A 16,360-nucleotide genomic window follows, 5' to 3' on the forward strand; every position below is an offset into this window, starting at 1 on the left:
CCATGCGCCTGTACGACCTCAACTGGATGCAGCTCGAGGCCTACCTCGAGCGCGACGACCGGATCGTGTGGCCGCTGGGCTGCACCGAGCAGCACGCCTACCTCTCGCTAGGCACCGACTCCATCCTCGCCGAGCGGGTGGCGCTCGAGGCCGCCGAGCCGCTGGGCGTACCGGTGCTGCCGCCGCTCAACTTCGGCATGACCCCCTCCTTCCTGGCCTACCCCGGCAGCGTCTCGCTGCGGGTGCAGACCTACATGGCGCTGCTGCGCGACGTGCTCGACTCGCTGCTGCGGCAGGGCTTCCGCCGCTTCCTCGTCGTCAACGGGCACGGCGGCAACACCCCGGCCCTGGGCCTGGTGCGCGAGTGGCTGGCCGACAACCCGCAGGCCCAGGTCAGGTTCCACGACTGGTGGCAAGCCCCCAGGGTGTGGGCCAAGGTGCAGGCCCTCGACCCGGTGGCCTCCCACGCGAGCTGGATGGAGAACTTCCCATGGACCCGCCTGCCGGGCGTCGCGCAGCCCGCCGGGCCCAAAGCCCCCGTAGACCTCGCCCGCCTGCGCCTGATGGGCCCCGAACGCACCCGCCAGGAGCTGGGCGACGGCAACTTCGCCGGGCTTTACCAGCGCCCCGACGAGGAAATGCTCGCGCTGTGGCAGGTGGCGGTGGAGGAGACCCGGGAACTGCTCGAGCACGGCTGGCTCGAGTGAACCGGGCACAGCCCAAAATGCCGGCTATCGGCCATCAGCTATCGACCATCGACCATCGACCATCGACCATCGACCATCGACCATCGACTATCGACTATCGACTATCGACTATCGACTATCGACTATCGACTATCGACTATCGACCTTTGACCCTACTTGACCTGCTCCAACGCCGCCTTGATGTACGGGTCGTCTGCCTCGGCGAACTCGAGCCAGTCCTGGCTGATGAGCACGTTCGGCGTCACCTGCTCGCTCTCCATCGGCTTCTCCCCGGGCAGCACGAAGCGCCCCTGGGCGATGAAGAACACCGAGCCGTCGGGCAATTCGTGGCCCTGGTAGTAGCGGTTGCCGCCACCGGTCTTCTCGCCGACTAGCGTGGTGTTGGGGCGCGTCTGCAGGATGGCGGCGCTCATGTTGGCCGAGCCGGTCGTGCCGCGGTCGACGAGCACCACCAAGGGGATCTGGCTCAGGTCGGGCTTGCGGGCGGGGATGTTGCGCCGCTCGTAGAACTCGGGGCCCTCGAAGCCGTACTTGACCCCGCTGATGAAGTGGCCCAGCAGGTAGCGCATGGTGCGCATCCCTGAGCCGCCGGTGCCCCGCAGGTCGAGGACGAGGCCCTTGAGGGGGGTGCTCGAGGTGAGCTCGGTGAGGGCTTTCTCGAGGGCAGCCGGCATCTGTTCCTCGCCGAGCTCGCTCACCCAGAGGTAGCCCACTTGCGGGTTGGCCTCGAGGCGTCGGGCCTCGAGGATGGTCTCGGGGTAGTTGACCCGCGCCCGCTGCACGGTCACGTCGCGCGGGGGCTGGCCCGGCGACTTGACGCTGAGGGTGATGGTGCTGCCCTCAGGGCCGCGGATGCGGTCGGTGGAGGGGCAGTCGCGGCCGTTGACGGCCAGGATGCGGTCGCGGGCCTTGATCCCCGCGCGGGCGGCGGGGCTGTTGGGCAGCACCCAGCGCACCGTGAGCCCGTCGCGGGGGTCGGTGGAGGAGATCAGGGTGCCGATGCCGCTGAGCCCGGCTCGAGCCTGCGAGAGCTTGGACTGCGCCTCGAGCTGCGTGGCGCTGAGGAAGACCCCGTCGAGCTCGTTCACCAGGCCGCGCATGGCGTCGTAGTAGGCCCGCTCGCTCCTGGCCTGCAGGGCCTGGGCCTTGTACTGGGCGCTCACCTTCTCCCAGTCCTTGCCCTCGAAGCCCGGGTCGAGGTAGTAGAACCAGATCTTCGCCAGCAGCAGGTCGAGCACGTCGGCGCGGTCCTCGGGCTTCTGCAGGACCTGCGGGAAGCCGGTGGTGTTCTCCGCGCTGACCCCGGAGTTGTCGATGGAGCCGCAGGGGGGGTCCTGGGCGGGGGGCTGGGCCTGCGCCTGCCCGCCCGAGTTGTGGTTCTGCCCCAGCCCGAAGGCCACGGCCAACAGCGCTACCAGCACCAGCAATCGCTTCATGGCTTCACCCCTTGCTCCGCTTGTCTCGCATTATCCGCCGCCGGGGCGGGAAAAAGATGACACGCCACCCAATGCCCGGGGGCGACCTCCAGCAACTCGGGCTCCACCCGCTCGCACTCCCCCCGGATGGCCACGGGGCAGCGCGGGTGGAAGGCGCAGCCGGGGGGCACGCGGGCCGGGTTGGGCGGCTCGCCCTGCACCACGGCGCGGCGCTCGAGCCGGTTCTTGGGATCGGGCTCGGGGACGGCCTCGAGCAGCGCCTTGGTGTAGGGGTGGTGGGGCCGGTCGATCAGCTCCACCGCCGGGGCCACCTCCACCACCCGGCCCAGGTACAGCACCGCGATGCGGTCGGCGAAGTGGCGGCTGGAGGCCAGGTCGTGGGTGATGTAGAGGAAGCTCAGGCCCCGCGCCCGCTGGATCTCCTTGAGCAGGTAGAGGATCTCGGCGCGGGAGGAGGCGTCGATCATCGAGACCGGCTCGTCGGCGACGACGTACTCGGGCGAGAGCACCAGGGTGCGGGCGATGCCCACCCGCTGCCGCTGCCCGCCCGAGAGCTGGTGGGGGAACTTGACGGCGAACTCGGCGGCGGGGGAGAGGCGCACCTGGGCGAGGGCCTCGAGCACCTTCGCCTCGCGCTCGTGCGGGCCCAAGCCCCCGTGCACCAGCAGGGGCTCCTCCACGATCTGCCGCACGCTCATGTAGGGGCTGAGCGCGGCGTAGGGGTCCTGGAAGATGGCCTGGGCGCGGCGGCGGAAGGCCTTGAGGCCCTTCTCGGGCAGCCGCGCGATGTCCTGGCCGTCGAAAAGGATCTGCCCCGAGGTCGGGCGGAGCAGCCGCAGCGTGGCCCGGCCCAGCGTGGTCTTGCCGCTCCCCGACTCGCCCACCACGGCCAGGGTCTCGCCCCGGGCGAGCTCGAGGCTCACCCCGTCGAGCGCCTTTACCGCGGTGGAGCTGAAGAAGCCGCTGCGGGCGCGGAAATGTACCTTGAGGTCGCGCACGCTGAGGATGGGCTGAGCGGAGGGAAGGGGGCCGGGGCGCACGGGGGCCGGGGTCCCCGCCGGGGGCGCGGGCTGGGGGAGCCTGGCGCGGTGGTCGGGGTGGTAGAGCCAGCAGCGCACCTGCTGGCCGGGGGTGGGCTCGAGCAGCGGCGGGGGCCGCTTGCAGGCGTCGAAGGCGTAGGGGCAGCGCTCCTGGAAGCGGCAGCCCTCGGGCGGGTGGATCAGGTCGGGCGGGGCGCCGCGCAGGAAGCCCGGCAGGAGGTCGGAGTGCAGGCGGGGGATGCTGGCGAGGAGCCCCTGGGTGTAGGGGTCGAGGGGGCGGGTGAGGAGGGCCTCGAGGCTCCCCTGCTCGCGGATCTGCCCGCCGTACACCACCGCCACCCGGTCGCAGAGGCCTGCGGCCAGCGCCGGGTCGTGGGTGATGAAGAGCATGGACAGGCCCAGGTCGCGCTTGAGCTCCTTGAGCAGGTTGACGATCTGGGCCTGCACGATCACGTCGAGAGCGCTGGTGGGCTCGTCGAGGATCACCAGCGGGGGCTTGAGCGCCAGGGCCATGGCGATCACCACACGCTGCTTCATCCCGCCCGAGAGCTCGTGCGGGTAGCGCCCGTACACTTCGGCGGGCAGCCCCACGCGCTCCAGGAGCCGCTCGACCTCCTTCTTGGCCTGGGGCTTGGGGACGCCCTCGAGCAGCATCCGCTCGGCCACCTGCTCGCCCACCCGCAGCACCGGGTTGAAGGCGTTCATGGCCCCCTGAAACACCATCGAGACGCCCTTCCAGCGCACGCTGCGCCGCAGCTCGGCCTCGGGGAGGGTCATCACCTCGCGCCCCTGGAAGCGCACGCTGCCCTGGTAGCGCGCGACGTTCTTGGGCAGCAGCCGCATCAGCGCCACGCCCAGGCTGGTCTTGCCGCTCCCCGACTCCCCGATCAGCCCCAGCACCTCCCCGCCGGCCTCGAGCGCGAAGGAAACCCCGTCCACCGCCCGCACTGGGCCCTTGGGGGTGGCGTAGTGAAGGATGAGGTCCTGGACTTCTAGCAGGGGCATAGGCCTCCCTCCAGGACGTCGGACGCCAAAAGCGCCGATGGCCGATAGCCGATAGCCGATAGCCGATAGCGAAAGGCTTGTAGCTCGCGGCCTGTGGCCTTTGGGAAAACGCTTTCGACCACGAGCCATGATCCACGTGCCACGTGCGGTCTTTTCGCGTTCGGCGTTTTGCGTCTGGCGTTGGGCGTTCTCACTGCCCCCTCCGCAAGCGGGGATTCACGATGGGCTCGAGGCCCAGCGAGATCAGCATGAAGGCGATGGCGGTGAGCACGATCAAGAGCCCCGGCGGGAGGATCCACCACCAGTAGCCCAGGTAGACCGCGCCGGTGCGGAAGCCCTGCTCGAGGATCTGGCCCCAGGTCGGCAGGGTGGGGTCGCCCAGGCCCAAGAAGCTCAGCCCGGCCTCGGCCAGGATGGCGGAGGGGGCCGAGAAGATCAGGGTGGCGAAGATGAAGGGGGCGATGTGGGGGAAGACGTGGTGCACGATGATGCGGCCGCGCGAAGCCCCCAGGGCGCGGGCGGCCTCGACCTCGGGCGAGGTGCGCAGGGAGAGCACCATCGAGCGCACCAGGATGGTGAGGCCGGGCCAGCTAAAGAGCACCAGCACCAGCAGGATCAGCCACAGCCGCGCCCCCAGCACGAAGACCATGAAGATCAGAAGGGGCAGCACCGGCACGTTGTTCACCACGTCGGCGGCCCGCTGGATCAGGAGGTCGGTGCGCCCGCCGGCATAGCCGCTGACCAGGCCCAGCGCGGTGCCCAGCAGGGTGCTCAGCGTGGCCACCGCCAGCCCGATCAGCAGCGCGATGGGCAGCCCGAACAGCAGGCCCTGGGCCAGGTCGCGGCCCTGGGCGTCGGTGCCCATGGCCCCGTAGACCGCGCCCCCCGCCACGAAGCGCACCCGGCCCACGCGGTCGCCGGGGTCTTCCACCCGCACGCGGGCCTCGAGCCGGTAGCGCCCCTCCAGCGGCACCAAGCCCCCGTCCACCCAGCGCCCGAACAGGGCCAGGGGCAACTGGCGCTGCACGGCGTCGTAGTCCACGCCGGGCTCCTGCTCGAGCAGGTAGCCGTAGGTGGCCTCGACGGCGTTGGGGTCGCTGTCGAGGGCCACCCGCAAGGGCTCGTCCTGGTGGCGGCGGTAGGGCGGGGCCTCGCCGGGGAAGGGGCCGGAGATCACCGTGCGGAAGAGGGGGACCTCGCCGCCGTCGGGCCGGATCAGCACCGCCTCGACGGTGGGCGGTCCCGAGCGGTAGGTCACGTCGGCCAGGGAGAAGGAGAGGAAGGTGGGGGGCTGGCGGCCCTGGAAGTCGAAGGCCAGCTCGTAGACCTTGAGCTTGCCGTCCTCGCGGGCGGGGGCGCGGGTCTCGAGGATGCGGTGCTCGGGGCGCCGGGGGCCCAGCAGGTTGGTCCAGGCCGGGGGCGCGGCCTTGGGGTAGTCGCCCCACAGGGCGGGGTTGCTCCAGCGCCGGGGGCCGAAGTCGCGGGGGAAGGTGAGCACCACCCACAGCGCCGCCAGCGCCAGCAGCCCGAAGAGCAGCAGCCCGGCCCGGCCGGCCCCGGTAGCCCACAGCTCGCGCAGCACGGTGCGCAGGTCCAGCCTCACGGGCCCCCCTCGTAGCGCACCCGCGGGTCGAGCCAGACGTAGAGCACCTCGAGCACCAGCCGCGCGATCACGTAGAGCAGGGTGAACATGAAGGTGAGCGCCACGATCAGGCCCTCGTCGGGCGTGCCCGCGATGGCGTCGTAGTACAGCCGCCCCATGCCCCGCCAGTCGAAGATGGTCTCCACCAGGATCGAGCCGCCCAGGCTCCCCGCGAGCCCCAGGATCAGCCCGGTCACGATGGGCGGGGCGGCCACGCGCAGGATGTGGCGGTTGCGCACGACCGGCTCGGGCATCCCCTTGGCCCGCGCCACCGCGACGTGGTCCTCCTGCGCGATGTTGAGGGTGAGGGTGCGGATGGAGTAGATCGAGGGGCCCACGCTGGCGAGCACCAGCGTGAGCACCGGCAGCACCGAGTGCCACAGCAGGTCGAGGAAGCGGGCGAAGGCCCCCTCGGGCGGCGGGGCGCTGTACATGCCCCCGGGCGGCAGCAGCTCGAGCTCAAAGGCCAGCACCAGCACCAGCAAAATGCCCAGCCACCACGTCGGCACCGCGTAGGACACCGCCGCCAGGTAGGCCACGAAGCGGTCGAGCCTCGAGCCCACCCGCGTGGACATCCACACCCCGGCCAGGATGCCGATGACCGCGGTGATGACGGTGGCGGTGGTGAGGAGCAGCACGGTGTTGGGCAGGCGCTCGAGCACGATGTCGGCGATGCGGCTCGATCCGTCGTAGCTGCGCAGGTTGCGGGCTTCGCCTAAGTCGAGGGTGAGCACCCGCCAGACCATGCCGGGGATGCGGGCGTACCAGGGCTGGTCGAGGCCATACGAGGCCAGGAGCTCCTGGCGGCGGGCCTCGAGGGCGGCCTCGAGCTGGTCGGGGTCGCGGATGGTCTGGGTGAGCGAGGTGCGCAGGGCGCGCAATTCCTCACCCACCGTGGCCTGCAGGATCTTGTCGGAGAAGCCCGTGGCCCCCAGGCTCACCGCCAGCAGCACCAGCACGGTGATGAGCACCCCGAAGAGGGTGAGGGCGCGGAAGAGCAGGGGTCGGAGGAGGGAGAGGTCCATGCTCTGAGGATGCGGGTGGCGTTTGGCGCAGGGCTAGGGCTTTGCGCCACCCGCACGCTTCACGGCGTCACGTTGACGTCCACGGTGCGCTCGGCCACGGCGGCCAGGCTGTCGCTGTAGGCGGCGAGGTAGAGGCGGTAGAGCCCCGGCTTGAGGGCGCGGGTGGCGCTGGCCTCGAGCGTCACGCTGAAGTCGCCGGCCTTGCCGGTCTTGCTCTGGCCCTGGGCCACCACCTTACCGCTGGCGGGCTCCAAGAGCAGGTAGCGCAGGCCCAGCGTGCCGGGGCCGCGCAGGCTGGCCTTGACCTCGGCGGCCTTGCCCACCGCCACCCGGCCCGCGTCCACCCGGCCGATGGCGAGGTCGGGGGGCTCGCCCTGGAACCAGTCGCCGGGCTTGTAGGGGTAGCTGGGGTCGCGGAAGGCCCGCAGCTCGGCGTACTGGGCGGGGGGGTCGTAGCGGGCGAGGAAGAAGGGGCCGTTGGAGATGACTAAGTGGCCGTACTTGTTGAACCACTCGATGGAGGCCTGGTAGCGGGCCTTGGCCTCCTGGGCGCTCACCAGGCTGCGCCCGCCCACCTGGAACACGCCCTCGGGCACCGTGCCCGCCTCGTTGAACTGGCGCAGGGTGCGCAGCACCGCCCGCGCGTCCTTGTCGAGCACCAGGCTCAGCCAGGGCACGTCGAAGCGGGCGGCGGCGGTGTCGGTGTAGGCGGCGCGGCGCTGCTTGAACACCAGGTCGTCCATCGCGGCCAACAGCTCCCAGGGGGTGCCCAGCCCGCTGGGCGAGGCGTAGCCGGCGATGAGCGAGGGTTCGAAGTGCCAGAAGTCCACGTAGACCTCGAGCCGGTTGGCGTCGAGCACCCGGAAGCCCTTGAAGGTCTCCAGCAGCGGGCGGCTGGTGACGGCGAGGGCGACCTCGATCTTCGACTTCTCGGGGTTGTAGGCCAGCTCGTAGCCCTGGGCGATGGAGTAGAGCACGTCGGCCATGGTGATGCTCTGGCCGTGGTGCCACTTGCTCTTGAAGTAGCGCGAGTAGTCGAAGGTGACCTTGCTGGTCGCGCGGGTGCTGGCGGCCACGGGCTTCCACCGGCCGCTGGAGGCGTCCCAGGTCACGGCGCCCTCCGCGACCTCGAGCTTGCCCGAGGGGCCGGCGGTCTCCACCTTGAACTCGGCGCGGAAGGGCTTGGTCTCGCCGGTGAAGGGCTGGTTCCACAGCGGCGGGTCGGCCAGGTTGCGGTAGATGTCGCTGGAGTACACGTCGCCCAGGCCGCCCACCGGGTTCCAGGTGGTGCGCTCGGTCCACACCCACAGGTGGCCCACCGTCACCTGGTCCTTGCCCGGCACGTGGGCCTCGCGCAGCGCCCAGGGGTTGCGCGGCCCGGCCACCAGGTCCTCGGTGACGCCGGTGAGCTCGGCGCGGGCGGGGAAGGTGTTGACGGCCGTCACCAGCCACACCCGCACCGACTCCTCGAGCCCGAGCTGGGTCATGCGGCGGTAGAGCTGGTTGCGCTCGGCCTCGCTTTTGAAGTCGCCGGTGAAGAGCTTCTTGCCCAGGTCGTCGAGCTCCTTGTTCTGGTACTGCCAGAAGCCCGCCTGCTGCCAGCCGGGCAGGTTGCCCAGCCAGGGGGCGTAGAAGCTGTTGACGCTGCCGAACTCGTAGCGCTGCGGCGCGCCCCGGCCCCAGCCCTCGGTGTAGAGGTGCCACTCCAGCGCCTTGGGGTCGGAGGAGTACACCGTGAGCACGGCGGGGGCGAAGGTCTGGTAGCTCATCGCCACCGTGAAGCCGGCCTTCTCGAGCTCGGCGCGCACCAGGTCCCCGATCTCGCGGCGCTCGTCCTCCACGCGGGTGATGAACTTCAGCCGGACGGGCTGGCCGCGGTACTGCCACTTGCCCCCCACCAGCTCGGCCCCGGCCTTGCGCATGGCCTGGGCGATGTCGTTGCGCGCGCGCTCGGGGTCGTAGCGGATGCCCGAGCCCCGGTCGAGGTCGTAGATCGCCAGGAAGTCGAAGTCGCGCGGGGAGAGGTGCGTGACCATGGGGAAGGCGTTGCCCCGGAAGATGTCGCGCGCGATGAACTCGCGGTTGACCAGCGACTGCACCGCCTGCCGCACCTCCTTGAGGGCGAAGGGGTTGAGCTGCCCCTGCGGCGCGGGCGCGGGGTTGAGGATGAGCGAGAGGGTGGTGGCGGGGGCCTGGTAGAGCTTGACCCCCGGCGTGCCGCGCAGCTCCTGGGCCGCGGCGGTCTTGAGGCTGAACAGGTAGAGGTCCATCTGCCCCGCCTTGAGGTCGAGGGGGGCGCGGTCGGCGTTGAAGGCCCGGAAGACCAGGCGCTCCGCCGAGGGGCCGGGCTTCTGGTGCGGGGGCTTGTAGCCCCCGCTCTGGCCCAGGGCCACGACGAGGGCGGCCAGGGCCACGTAGGGCAGCGTCTTACGCAGCATGGGCTCCTCCCTAGCGCTTAGGCTGGCCCTGTTGCAGCTTCTGCACTTCCTTCTGCAGGGTCTCCAGCCGCTTCATGAGCTGGTTGTACAGCTCCTGGTTGGTCTTCTGGATCTGCGCGAGCTGCGCGAGCAGTTGCTGGTAGAGGGTCTGGTTCTTCTGGATCTCCGCGAGCACCTTGGCAAGCTCGGGGTCGCTGGAGGGGGCGTTCGCGGCAGGCGCGGGCTGCTGGAGCTGGCGCAGCAGGGTCTGCACGTTGTTGAAGCCGAACTCGGTGAAGAAAGCAGCGCTGGCGAGGTTGCCCGAGGCGTCCACCACGCGCAGGTTCTGCGGGCCCTCGCCGGTGACGGGCATGTAGAAGGTGGTGGTGAAGCGGCCCTCGAGGTTGGAGCGGGTGCTGGCGATCACCCCGTCGCCCAGCAGCACGAAGACGGTGGAGTCGGGCTGGAAGTTGAAGCCCTGCAAGGTCACGCTCTGCCCGCCGGGGCCCGCCGAGGGCGAGGCGAAGATCTCGGGCTGGCGCAGCGAGCGCAGCCGGGCGAAGCCGATCTTCTGGTTGAAGCCGCCGAACTCGCCCAGCCGGGTGTCGGGCCAGATCATGTACACGTCCTCGTCGGTGGCCTGGATCGAGAAGTAGTCGCCGATGAACTGCCCGCCGGGGAAGCCCTTGTTGGGGTTGGAGGGGAAGTCGGTCACGCGCACGTCGCCGCTCTTGACGTTCTGCTCCTTGAGCTCGAAGCCCCAGGTCTCGCCGCGGTCCTCCGAGCGGGTGTAGTAGATGTGGTAGCGAAGCTGCGAGCGGTCGTCGCGGGTGTCGCCCCACATCACGTGCAGCACGCCCTTGGGGCTGGCGGCGATGGAGGGGAAGAACTGCAGGCGGGAGGTGTCGTCGGCGTTGAGGCGCTTGGGACGGCTGAAGCTGCGGCCCTTGTCCTGCGAGCGCACCAGGTAGATGTCGGCGTCGTCGGCGTTCTTGCCGCTGGGGCGGGCCGCGTAGACGAGGTACACGTCGCCCTGCGGGCCCAGCGCGATCTGCGGGAAGCTGCTGGCCCAGAAGCGGAAGTTGTTGGTGCGGGGGCGGAAGGGGATCTCGTTGAAGCTCGAGGCCACCACCGGCTTGGCGAAGGTGTTGCCGCCGTCGGTGGAGCGGGCCAGGTAGATCTCGCCCTGCCCCCGGAAGCTCTCGTCGTTGGTGGAGTCGAAGTAGGCCACGTAGACCGAGCCGTCGGCGGCGGTCGCCACGCTGCCGCCCTGCACCACCCGCTGGCTGCCCACCGCCTCGCCGTCGCCGGGGTTGCCGTCGCCCTCGCCGTAGGACTCGCGCACGGTGGGGCTGATGGCGAGGGGCTTGCTCCAGGTCACCCCGCCGTCCTCCGACTTCACCAGCCGGATGGTGGTGCGGGTCTCGCGGGCGGAGAGGGTGAGGATCTCGTCGATGTACAGCGGCTCGTACACGCTCTCGAAGTCGGTGTAGACCACGTAGACGATGTCCTTGGCGGGGTCTTTGGGGTTGGGCCCCGTCGCGATCCAGGGCTTGTCGAGGAAGCCCACCGAGATCTCCCCGCGCACGCGGCCCTGGCGGTCGGTGGAGAGCTTGTCGGTGTTGACGGTGGAGCGGGCGGAGGAGAAGGTGTCGGGGAAGCTGAAGCCGCCGTCGGTGGAGCGGGCGATGGACATGCTCGAGACCAGCGTGAACAGCACGAAGGGCCCGACCTCGAACTCCTCCACCCCGATGGAGATGCCGGTCATGAACAGGCGGCCCTGGCGGTCGAAGGCCAGCACCGGGTCGCCGCCGGTGCCCAGGTCGTCGAGCAGGTAGGGCGCTTGGAAAGGCCCCTCCCAGCTCCCCCCGCCGTCCTGGCTGACATAGCTCACCAGCGAGGCCATGTTGTAGTCGATGACGCCCATCACCAGGTGGTCGGGGTCTTTGGGGTTGATCGCCAGGTGGGGCTCGGTCTGGATGGGGATGTCGCCGAGGTCGCGCGTCACGAGCACGCCGCGGCTGAAGGCGGGGCCGGGCTCGCGGTAGGGCACCAGCGCGGCGGCTCCCGGGGCCTGCAGCATGGGGTTGCTGAAGGAGCGGAAGAGGCCCATCACCCGCTGGTACTCGCTGCGGAACCCCTCGCCCTCGCGCTCGCCCGCCAGCGCCGCCGTGAGGCGGGGCTCCATGCCCTGCGTCAGCAGCCACAGCCGCCCGGAGAGGTGCGGGCCGAGGGGTTTGAGGAAGTCGATAGGCCCCGGCATGCTCCCGGCGCGCACCTCCATGAACCGGCCGGAGCCCTGGGCCATCCCCAGGCCCAGGCCCAACGCTCCGGCGCACAGCAAAATTTTGAGCAGACGACTGGTCATTCAGCTACCTCCGCGGGCACTCCTGGTTTTCGGGTCTTCCTTACAACGGCTTATACGGTCGGGCGGGCCGGGCCGGATGAGCCCCGGCCGGGCCCAACCCGGGCTCAGCGCACCGCCTCGAGCTGGTCGAGCAGCGCGTCGAGGTGGGTCACCACGGTCTGCAGGACCGCGTTGTTGAACTCGCTGAAGAGGTTCTGGAACTCGCGCGCGCCGCCCCGGGCGTACTCGCGGGCGGCCTCCTCGGCGGTGGTGTAGTCCTTGTCGCGCCACCGGAGGTAGGGGCCGGACTTCTCGACCATGCGGTTGGCCAGCGGGCCCAGGCGCACCGGGTCGGACTTGAAGGCCAGCTCCTTCAGGCGCTCGAGGTAGGCCTGGCCCTCCTCGAGGTCGTCGGGGAAGTTCTTGCGCAACTCGGCCAGCAGGAGGCGGTCGGCCTCGAGCGGCCCCGCGAGGTTGCGCAACTGGCCCAGCGCGTTGCGCAGGCGCTCGGCGTCGTTAGTCTGGGCGAGGAAAGAGGGGTCGGCGGGGGCGGAGGGTTGCGCGGGGGTCCCGGCGCCCAGCGCCACCACCAGCCCTGCGGCCACCAGCCACTTGGCGAAGCCGGAAAAGAGCCCCTGCCCGGGGTGCGGGTTTGGCGAGGTTGTTTTCATTTGTCGTTCAGGATAGAGCCTGGCGGCCCGCAGGAAAAGGGGAGCCAATACCTTGTTCGGCAGACGAGTGGTGGAGCGGATTGCGCCAATCGATGGAGGGTGCGCCGCTTGCCTCGGGGCTCCTCGAGCTGTTGGACCTTCTCCGAAGAAGATTAAGCTTCAGCCCTTGTCCTACCTTGGACTAAGGCTAGAGTTTTAACACTCGTTCGAGGCAGGGCGCAGCGTGCAAGAAGGCCCGAAACGTGGGCAAGGAGGCCTAAAACAGTCCGTCTCAACGTTGAAAAAAGCACCGGACGAGCCCCTCGGTTTCTATACACTCACGGGCTTCCCAACTGCGAAATGAGGTTGTTTGCTATGAATAAAGCTGAGTTTCCGCTATTTCATTCTTTTGTGACCACTTGGTTTAACGAAGGAATGGACTTTGAAGATCTAGAGTCGATTGCCGACAGAATGGCCCATTCCGAGCGTCAACAAACCAAGAAGGATTTTCTCCGGGAGGTTGAACTAATACTAGAGGCCCGGGATTGGGAGCTGGTGGGTAAGTTTGTCAAAGAGCATAGCCGGCGCAGGCTATCCCCAGAACGCCTCGAGCAGATGCTCCTCATCGTCAAGAAGCACCTGGAAGCGGGCATCAGGAACTACGAAAACATCTTTGGCCCCGACTGATCGGGCCTGTACCGGTACTGTCGTCACCGCCCCGGCTTTTCTGCTATCGTGCGTCTCGAGGCTCAGGCATAAACCCACGGGGCGCACTGCCCCGTGTCCGGGAGGTGTGTGATGAGCGGTATCTTCGAGGGCAACGAGTTCGCCGACAATCCCGAGCCCAGGGCCTTGTGCGTGCTGGTGCTGGATAGCTCCGGCTCCATGCAGGGCGCCCCCATCGCTGAGCTCAATGCTGGGCTGCGCCGCTTCCGCGACGACCTGGCCGCCAACCCCCTCGCCGCCAAGCGGGTCGAGCCCGCCGTGGTGACCTTCGGTGGGGGGGTGCGGGTGGCGCAGATGCCCACCGTGGTCGAGAACTTCACCCCGCCCGCCCTGCAGGCCAGCGGCAACACCCCCATGGGCCAGGCCATCCAGACCGCGCTGGCGCTGATCAAGGCCCGCAAGGAGGAGTACCGGGCCAACGGCGTGAGCTACTACCGCCCCTGGCTCTTCCTCTTCAGCGACGGCGAGCCCAACGACGAGTGGCAGGCCGCCGCCGAGCAACTCGCCCAGGAGGAGGCGGCCAAGGGCGTGATCGTCTTCGCGGTGGGCGTGGACGGGGCCAACTTCGACGTGCTGCGCCAGGTGGCGCGCAAGAACACCCCGGTGCGGCTGAAGGACGTGGGCCACTTCGCCGAGATGTTCCGCTGGCTCTCCAACAGCCTGCAGCAGGTCTCGAGCAGCCGCGTGGGCGACCAACTGCGCCTCGAGCCCCCCAAGGACTGGGGCGTGATCGACACCTGAGCCCCGGGGGCAGGGCCTTGAGCTGGCGGGTGATCGGGGCGTCGGTGGAGGGCAGCAGCCACCGGCAAGCCGGGCGGGGCTGCGACGACGCACACGGCCACCGGCAGGCGGGCGAGCTGCTGCTGCTGGCGGTGGCCGACGGGGCCGGCTCGGCCCTGCTGGGCGGGGAGGGGGCCCGCATCGCGGTGGAGGCGGCCCTGGGCGCGCTGCACGACAGCCTCGTCGAGGTATCGCTTGACTGGGGCGAGGCGCTGGACCGCGCCCTGCGCACGGCCCGGGCGGTGCTCGAGGCCGAGGCCTACTACCGGGGCCGGCCCTTCCGCGAGTTCGCCACCACCTTGTTGTTGGCGGCGTGCGACGGGGAGCGGCTGGGCGCGGTCCAACTGGGCGACGGGGCCGTCGTGGCGCGGCGCGGGGGGTGCTGGGAGCGCCTGACCCGGCCCAACGAGGGCGAGTACGCCAACGAGACGGTGTTCCTCACCGTACCCGAGCCCGAGCGCCACGCCTCGAGCTTCGTCGGCCCCTGCGGCGACCTCGAGGCTTTGGTGCTGCTCACCGACGGGCTGGAGGGCCTGGCCTTGAACCTGCGCGCGGGGCAGCCCCACGCCCCCTTCTTCGAGGCGCTGCACCGCTTCGCCGCGCGGGAGGGGGAGACGGGGGCGCTCGAGGCCGCCCTGCGCGAGGAACTGGCCTCCGAGCGCATCGAGGCCCGCACCGACGACGACAAGACCCTGCTGATCGCGCGGCGGGTGGGGGAGGGGGCCTAGCGTGGCGACGGCGGCCCAGGGCGCGGTGCTGCGCTGCTACACCCGGGGAGGGGAGCCGCTGCTGCTGGCCCAGAAGCTGGGCTCGGGCGGGGAGGGCGACGTGTACGCGGTGCAGGGCAAGGCGGAGTGGGCGGCCAAGGTCTACGCGCCCCGCAACCGCACCGCCGAGCGCGAGCAGAAACTCCTCCACATGGTGGAAAACCCTCCCCACGACCCCTTCGCCAAGCAGGGGCCCCAGCACGTGGCCTTCGCCTGGCCCCTCGAGCTGCTCTACGACGAGGGGCGGCGCTTCCTTGGCTTCGTGATGCCGCGGCTGCGGCTCGAGCACAGCGCCCTGCTCTTCCAGGTGTACCACCCGCTCGAGGCCCGCAAGCGCGGCCTGACCTGGAAGTTCCGCCTGGCCGTGGCGCACAACCTGGCGGTGGTGCTGGAAGAGTTGCACGCCAAGGGCTACGTGGTGGGCGACCTCAACGAGAGCAACTTCCTGGTGCAGCGCGACGGGCTGGTCACCCTCGTCGACTGCGACTCCATCCAGGTGCAGGCCGGGCGGCGGGTGTTCCACTGCCGGGTGCAAAAGCCCGAGTACACCCCGCCCGAGCTCCAGGGCAAGAGCTACAGCAGCGTGACCCTGCGCCCCGAGCACGACGCCTTCGCCCTGGCGGTGTTGGTCTTCCTGCTTTTGATGCAGGGCCGCCACCCCTACGCCGGCAAGGGCGTGCAGACCCCCGAGGAGGGCATCCGCGCGGGCCGCTCCCTGCTCGAGGGCCTCGAGCCCGGCGTGGGCACCCCCAGCGCCGGCATCCTCCCCGCCCCCTTGCGGCGGCTGTTCCTGCGGGCCTTCCGCCCCGTCGCCCGCGGCCGCCCCACGGCCGCGCAGTGGAAGCGGGCGCTGGAGGCCGAGTACGAGCGCCTGCGGCCGTGCCCCAAGGCCAAGGGGCACTGGTACGCCGGGCACCTGGCCGCCTGCCCCTGGTGCGACCCGGCCTCGGTCCCGGCGCCCCGCCCCGGTCCGCCTCTCGCTGCGCGAAGGGCTCACCGGGATCGACCGGGCCTGGCTCGGCGCGGGCTTGAGCGCGGCGGGTACGGCCGCCTTCCTGGGCCTGTACCGGCTGGCGCTCGAGCGCGGCCTGGGCCTGGGCGAGCCCTTCGGCCTGCGGGCCCTCCTCGACCACCCGGCGCTGTGGTCCTTCCGCACGGCCTCGAGCGGCGAACTCAGCGTGGCGACGGTGCTCTTCTACGCCTCCGCGCTGAGCCTGGGCGCCCTGGGCGGGCTGGCCCTCGGCGAGGCGAAGCGCCTGCGCGGGCTGTGGTGGGGCCTGCTGGCCCTGGTCGTGCTGCCTTACTTCGTCCTGCCCCGGCTGCTTGGGTGGCTCGAGGGCGCCGGGCAGCCGGGCCCGCAATTCGTCGTCGGCCTGCTGAGCAACGCGCTGCTGTTCCTGGGGCAGGTCGCCCTCTTCGGCACCGCCCTCCCCGGCCTGGGCCTGATGGCCGCCGCCGAGTTCCTGACCACCCCCCTCCACCGCGCCGGACCCGGCTGGCCCCTCCCCCTAGCCTGGGCCTCCTGGGGCCTCGGCCTCGGCCTAGTGCTGGGACTGCGGTCCTGGCTGCGCTCGAGCCGCCTCCTACGCTGGGGAAATGCCCTGGTGCTCGGGTATCTAGGGGCGTGGGCCGCAGCATCCCTGTGGCTGATGCGGTGAGTGTGGGGGTCGGGTATGGGGTTTAGGGGCTCATGACCCTTGGCCTGTGGCTCGTGGCTCGTAGCGAAAGACACCCCTCCCTGCCGCCAGGGAGGGGGTATCCCCCCCAGCCCCCCTTGCTAAGGGGGGAGAAAGGCGTTTTGCGTCTGGCGTCTTGCGT

12 protein-coding genes are annotated in these 16,360 nt (G+C 70.3%); 5 read left to right on the top strand and 7 right to left on the bottom strand.

What is annotated here, in order from left to right; genetic code table 11:
• Nucleotides 1-2: 2 nt before the first annotated feature.
• Nucleotides 3-707 carry a creatininase family protein gene (locus tag MEICH_RS0118950; RefSeq protein WP_027893892.1) on the top strand — a complete coding sequence of 235 codons (705 nt, stop codon included), beginning with the start codon at nt 3-5 and terminating at the stop codon, nt 705-707.
• A gap of 152 nt (nt 708-859) precedes the next feature.
• Here MEICH_RS0118950 and MEICH_RS0118955 read toward each other — a convergent pair whose 3' ends face one another.
• The 7 genes from MEICH_RS0118955 to MEICH_RS0118985 all read right to left on the bottom strand — a co-directional run bounded on the left by MEICH_RS0118955 (nt 860) and on the right by MEICH_RS0118985 (nt 12,290).
• Nucleotides 860-2,143: a S41 family peptidase gene (locus tag MEICH_RS0118955; RefSeq protein WP_027893893.1), complete on the bottom strand. Its 1,284-nt coding sequence runs from the start codon at nt 2,141-2,143 to the stop codon at nt 860-862.
• Complete coding sequence (locus MEICH_RS30610) at nt 2,140-4,188, bottom strand: dipeptide ABC transporter ATP-binding protein (RefSeq protein ID WP_051304357.1); 2,049 nt, start codon at nt 4,186-4,188, stop codon at nt 2,140-2,142. The genes MEICH_RS0118955 and MEICH_RS30610 overlap by 4 nt, the downstream gene beginning before the upstream one ends.
• Before the next feature lie 190 nt (nt 4,189-4,378).
• Nucleotides 4,379-5,791, bottom strand: a complete 1,413-nt coding sequence (locus tag MEICH_RS0118965) for an ABC transporter permease (RefSeq protein ID WP_051304358.1) — start codon at nt 5,789-5,791, stop codon at nt 4,379-4,381.
• Complete coding sequence (locus MEICH_RS0118970) at nt 5,788-6,855, bottom strand: ABC transporter permease (RefSeq protein ID WP_027893895.1); 1,068 nt, start codon at nt 6,853-6,855, stop codon at nt 5,788-5,790. Before MEICH_RS0118970 ends, MEICH_RS0118965 begins: the two co-directional genes overlap by 4 nt.
• Before the next feature lie 59 nt (nt 6,856-6,914).
• Complete coding sequence (locus MEICH_RS0118975) at nt 6,915-9,293, bottom strand: ABC transporter substrate-binding protein (protein WP_027893896.1); 2,379 nt, start codon at nt 9,291-9,293, stop codon at nt 6,915-6,917.
• Between the two features lie 10 nt (nt 9,294-9,303).
• Nucleotides 9,304-11,640 carry a sialidase family protein gene (locus MEICH_RS0118980; protein WP_157202908.1) on the bottom strand — a complete coding sequence of 779 codons (2,337 nt, stop codon included), beginning with the start codon at nt 11,638-11,640 and terminating at the stop codon, nt 9,304-9,306.
• Nucleotides 11,641-11,744: 104 nt separating this feature from the next.
• On the bottom strand, nt 11,745-12,290 hold the full coding sequence (locus tag MEICH_RS0118985; protein ID WP_027893898.1) for a hypothetical protein: 546 nt from the start codon (nt 12,288-12,290) through the stop codon (nt 11,745-11,747).
• Between the two features lie 354 nt (nt 12,291-12,644).
• Between MEICH_RS0118985 and MEICH_RS0118990 the strand changes: the two genes are divergently transcribed.
• From MEICH_RS0118990 to MEICH_RS29550, 4 genes are all read left to right on the top strand, one after another.
• Nucleotides 12,645-12,956, top strand: a complete 312-nt coding sequence (locus tag MEICH_RS0118990) for a hypothetical protein (protein ID WP_157202909.1) — start codon at nt 12,645-12,647, stop codon at nt 12,954-12,956.
• Nucleotides 12,957-13,067: 111 nt separating this feature from the next.
• Nucleotides 13,068-13,736, top strand: a complete 669-nt coding sequence (locus MEICH_RS0118995) for a vWA domain-containing protein (RefSeq protein WP_027893900.1) — start codon at nt 13,068-13,070, stop codon at nt 13,734-13,736.
• Nucleotides 13,737-13,753: 17 nt separating this feature from the next.
• On the top strand, nt 13,754-14,503 hold the full coding sequence (locus tag MEICH_RS26110; RefSeq protein ID WP_169730708.1) for a PP2C family serine/threonine-protein phosphatase: 750 nt from the start codon (nt 13,754-13,756) through the stop codon (nt 14,501-14,503).
• Between the two features lie 1,067 nt (nt 14,504-15,570).
• On the top strand, nt 15,571-16,200 hold the full coding sequence (locus MEICH_RS29550; RefSeq protein WP_027893901.1) for a hypothetical protein: 630 nt from the start codon (nt 15,571-15,573) through the stop codon (nt 16,198-16,200).
• Nucleotides 16,201-16,360 lie beyond the last annotated feature (160 nt).

Source organism: Calidithermus chliarophilus DSM 9957 (assembly GCF_000430045.1).
GTDB classification, from domain to species: domain Bacteria; phylum Deinococcota; class Deinococci; order Deinococcales; family Thermaceae; genus Calidithermus; species Calidithermus chliarophilus.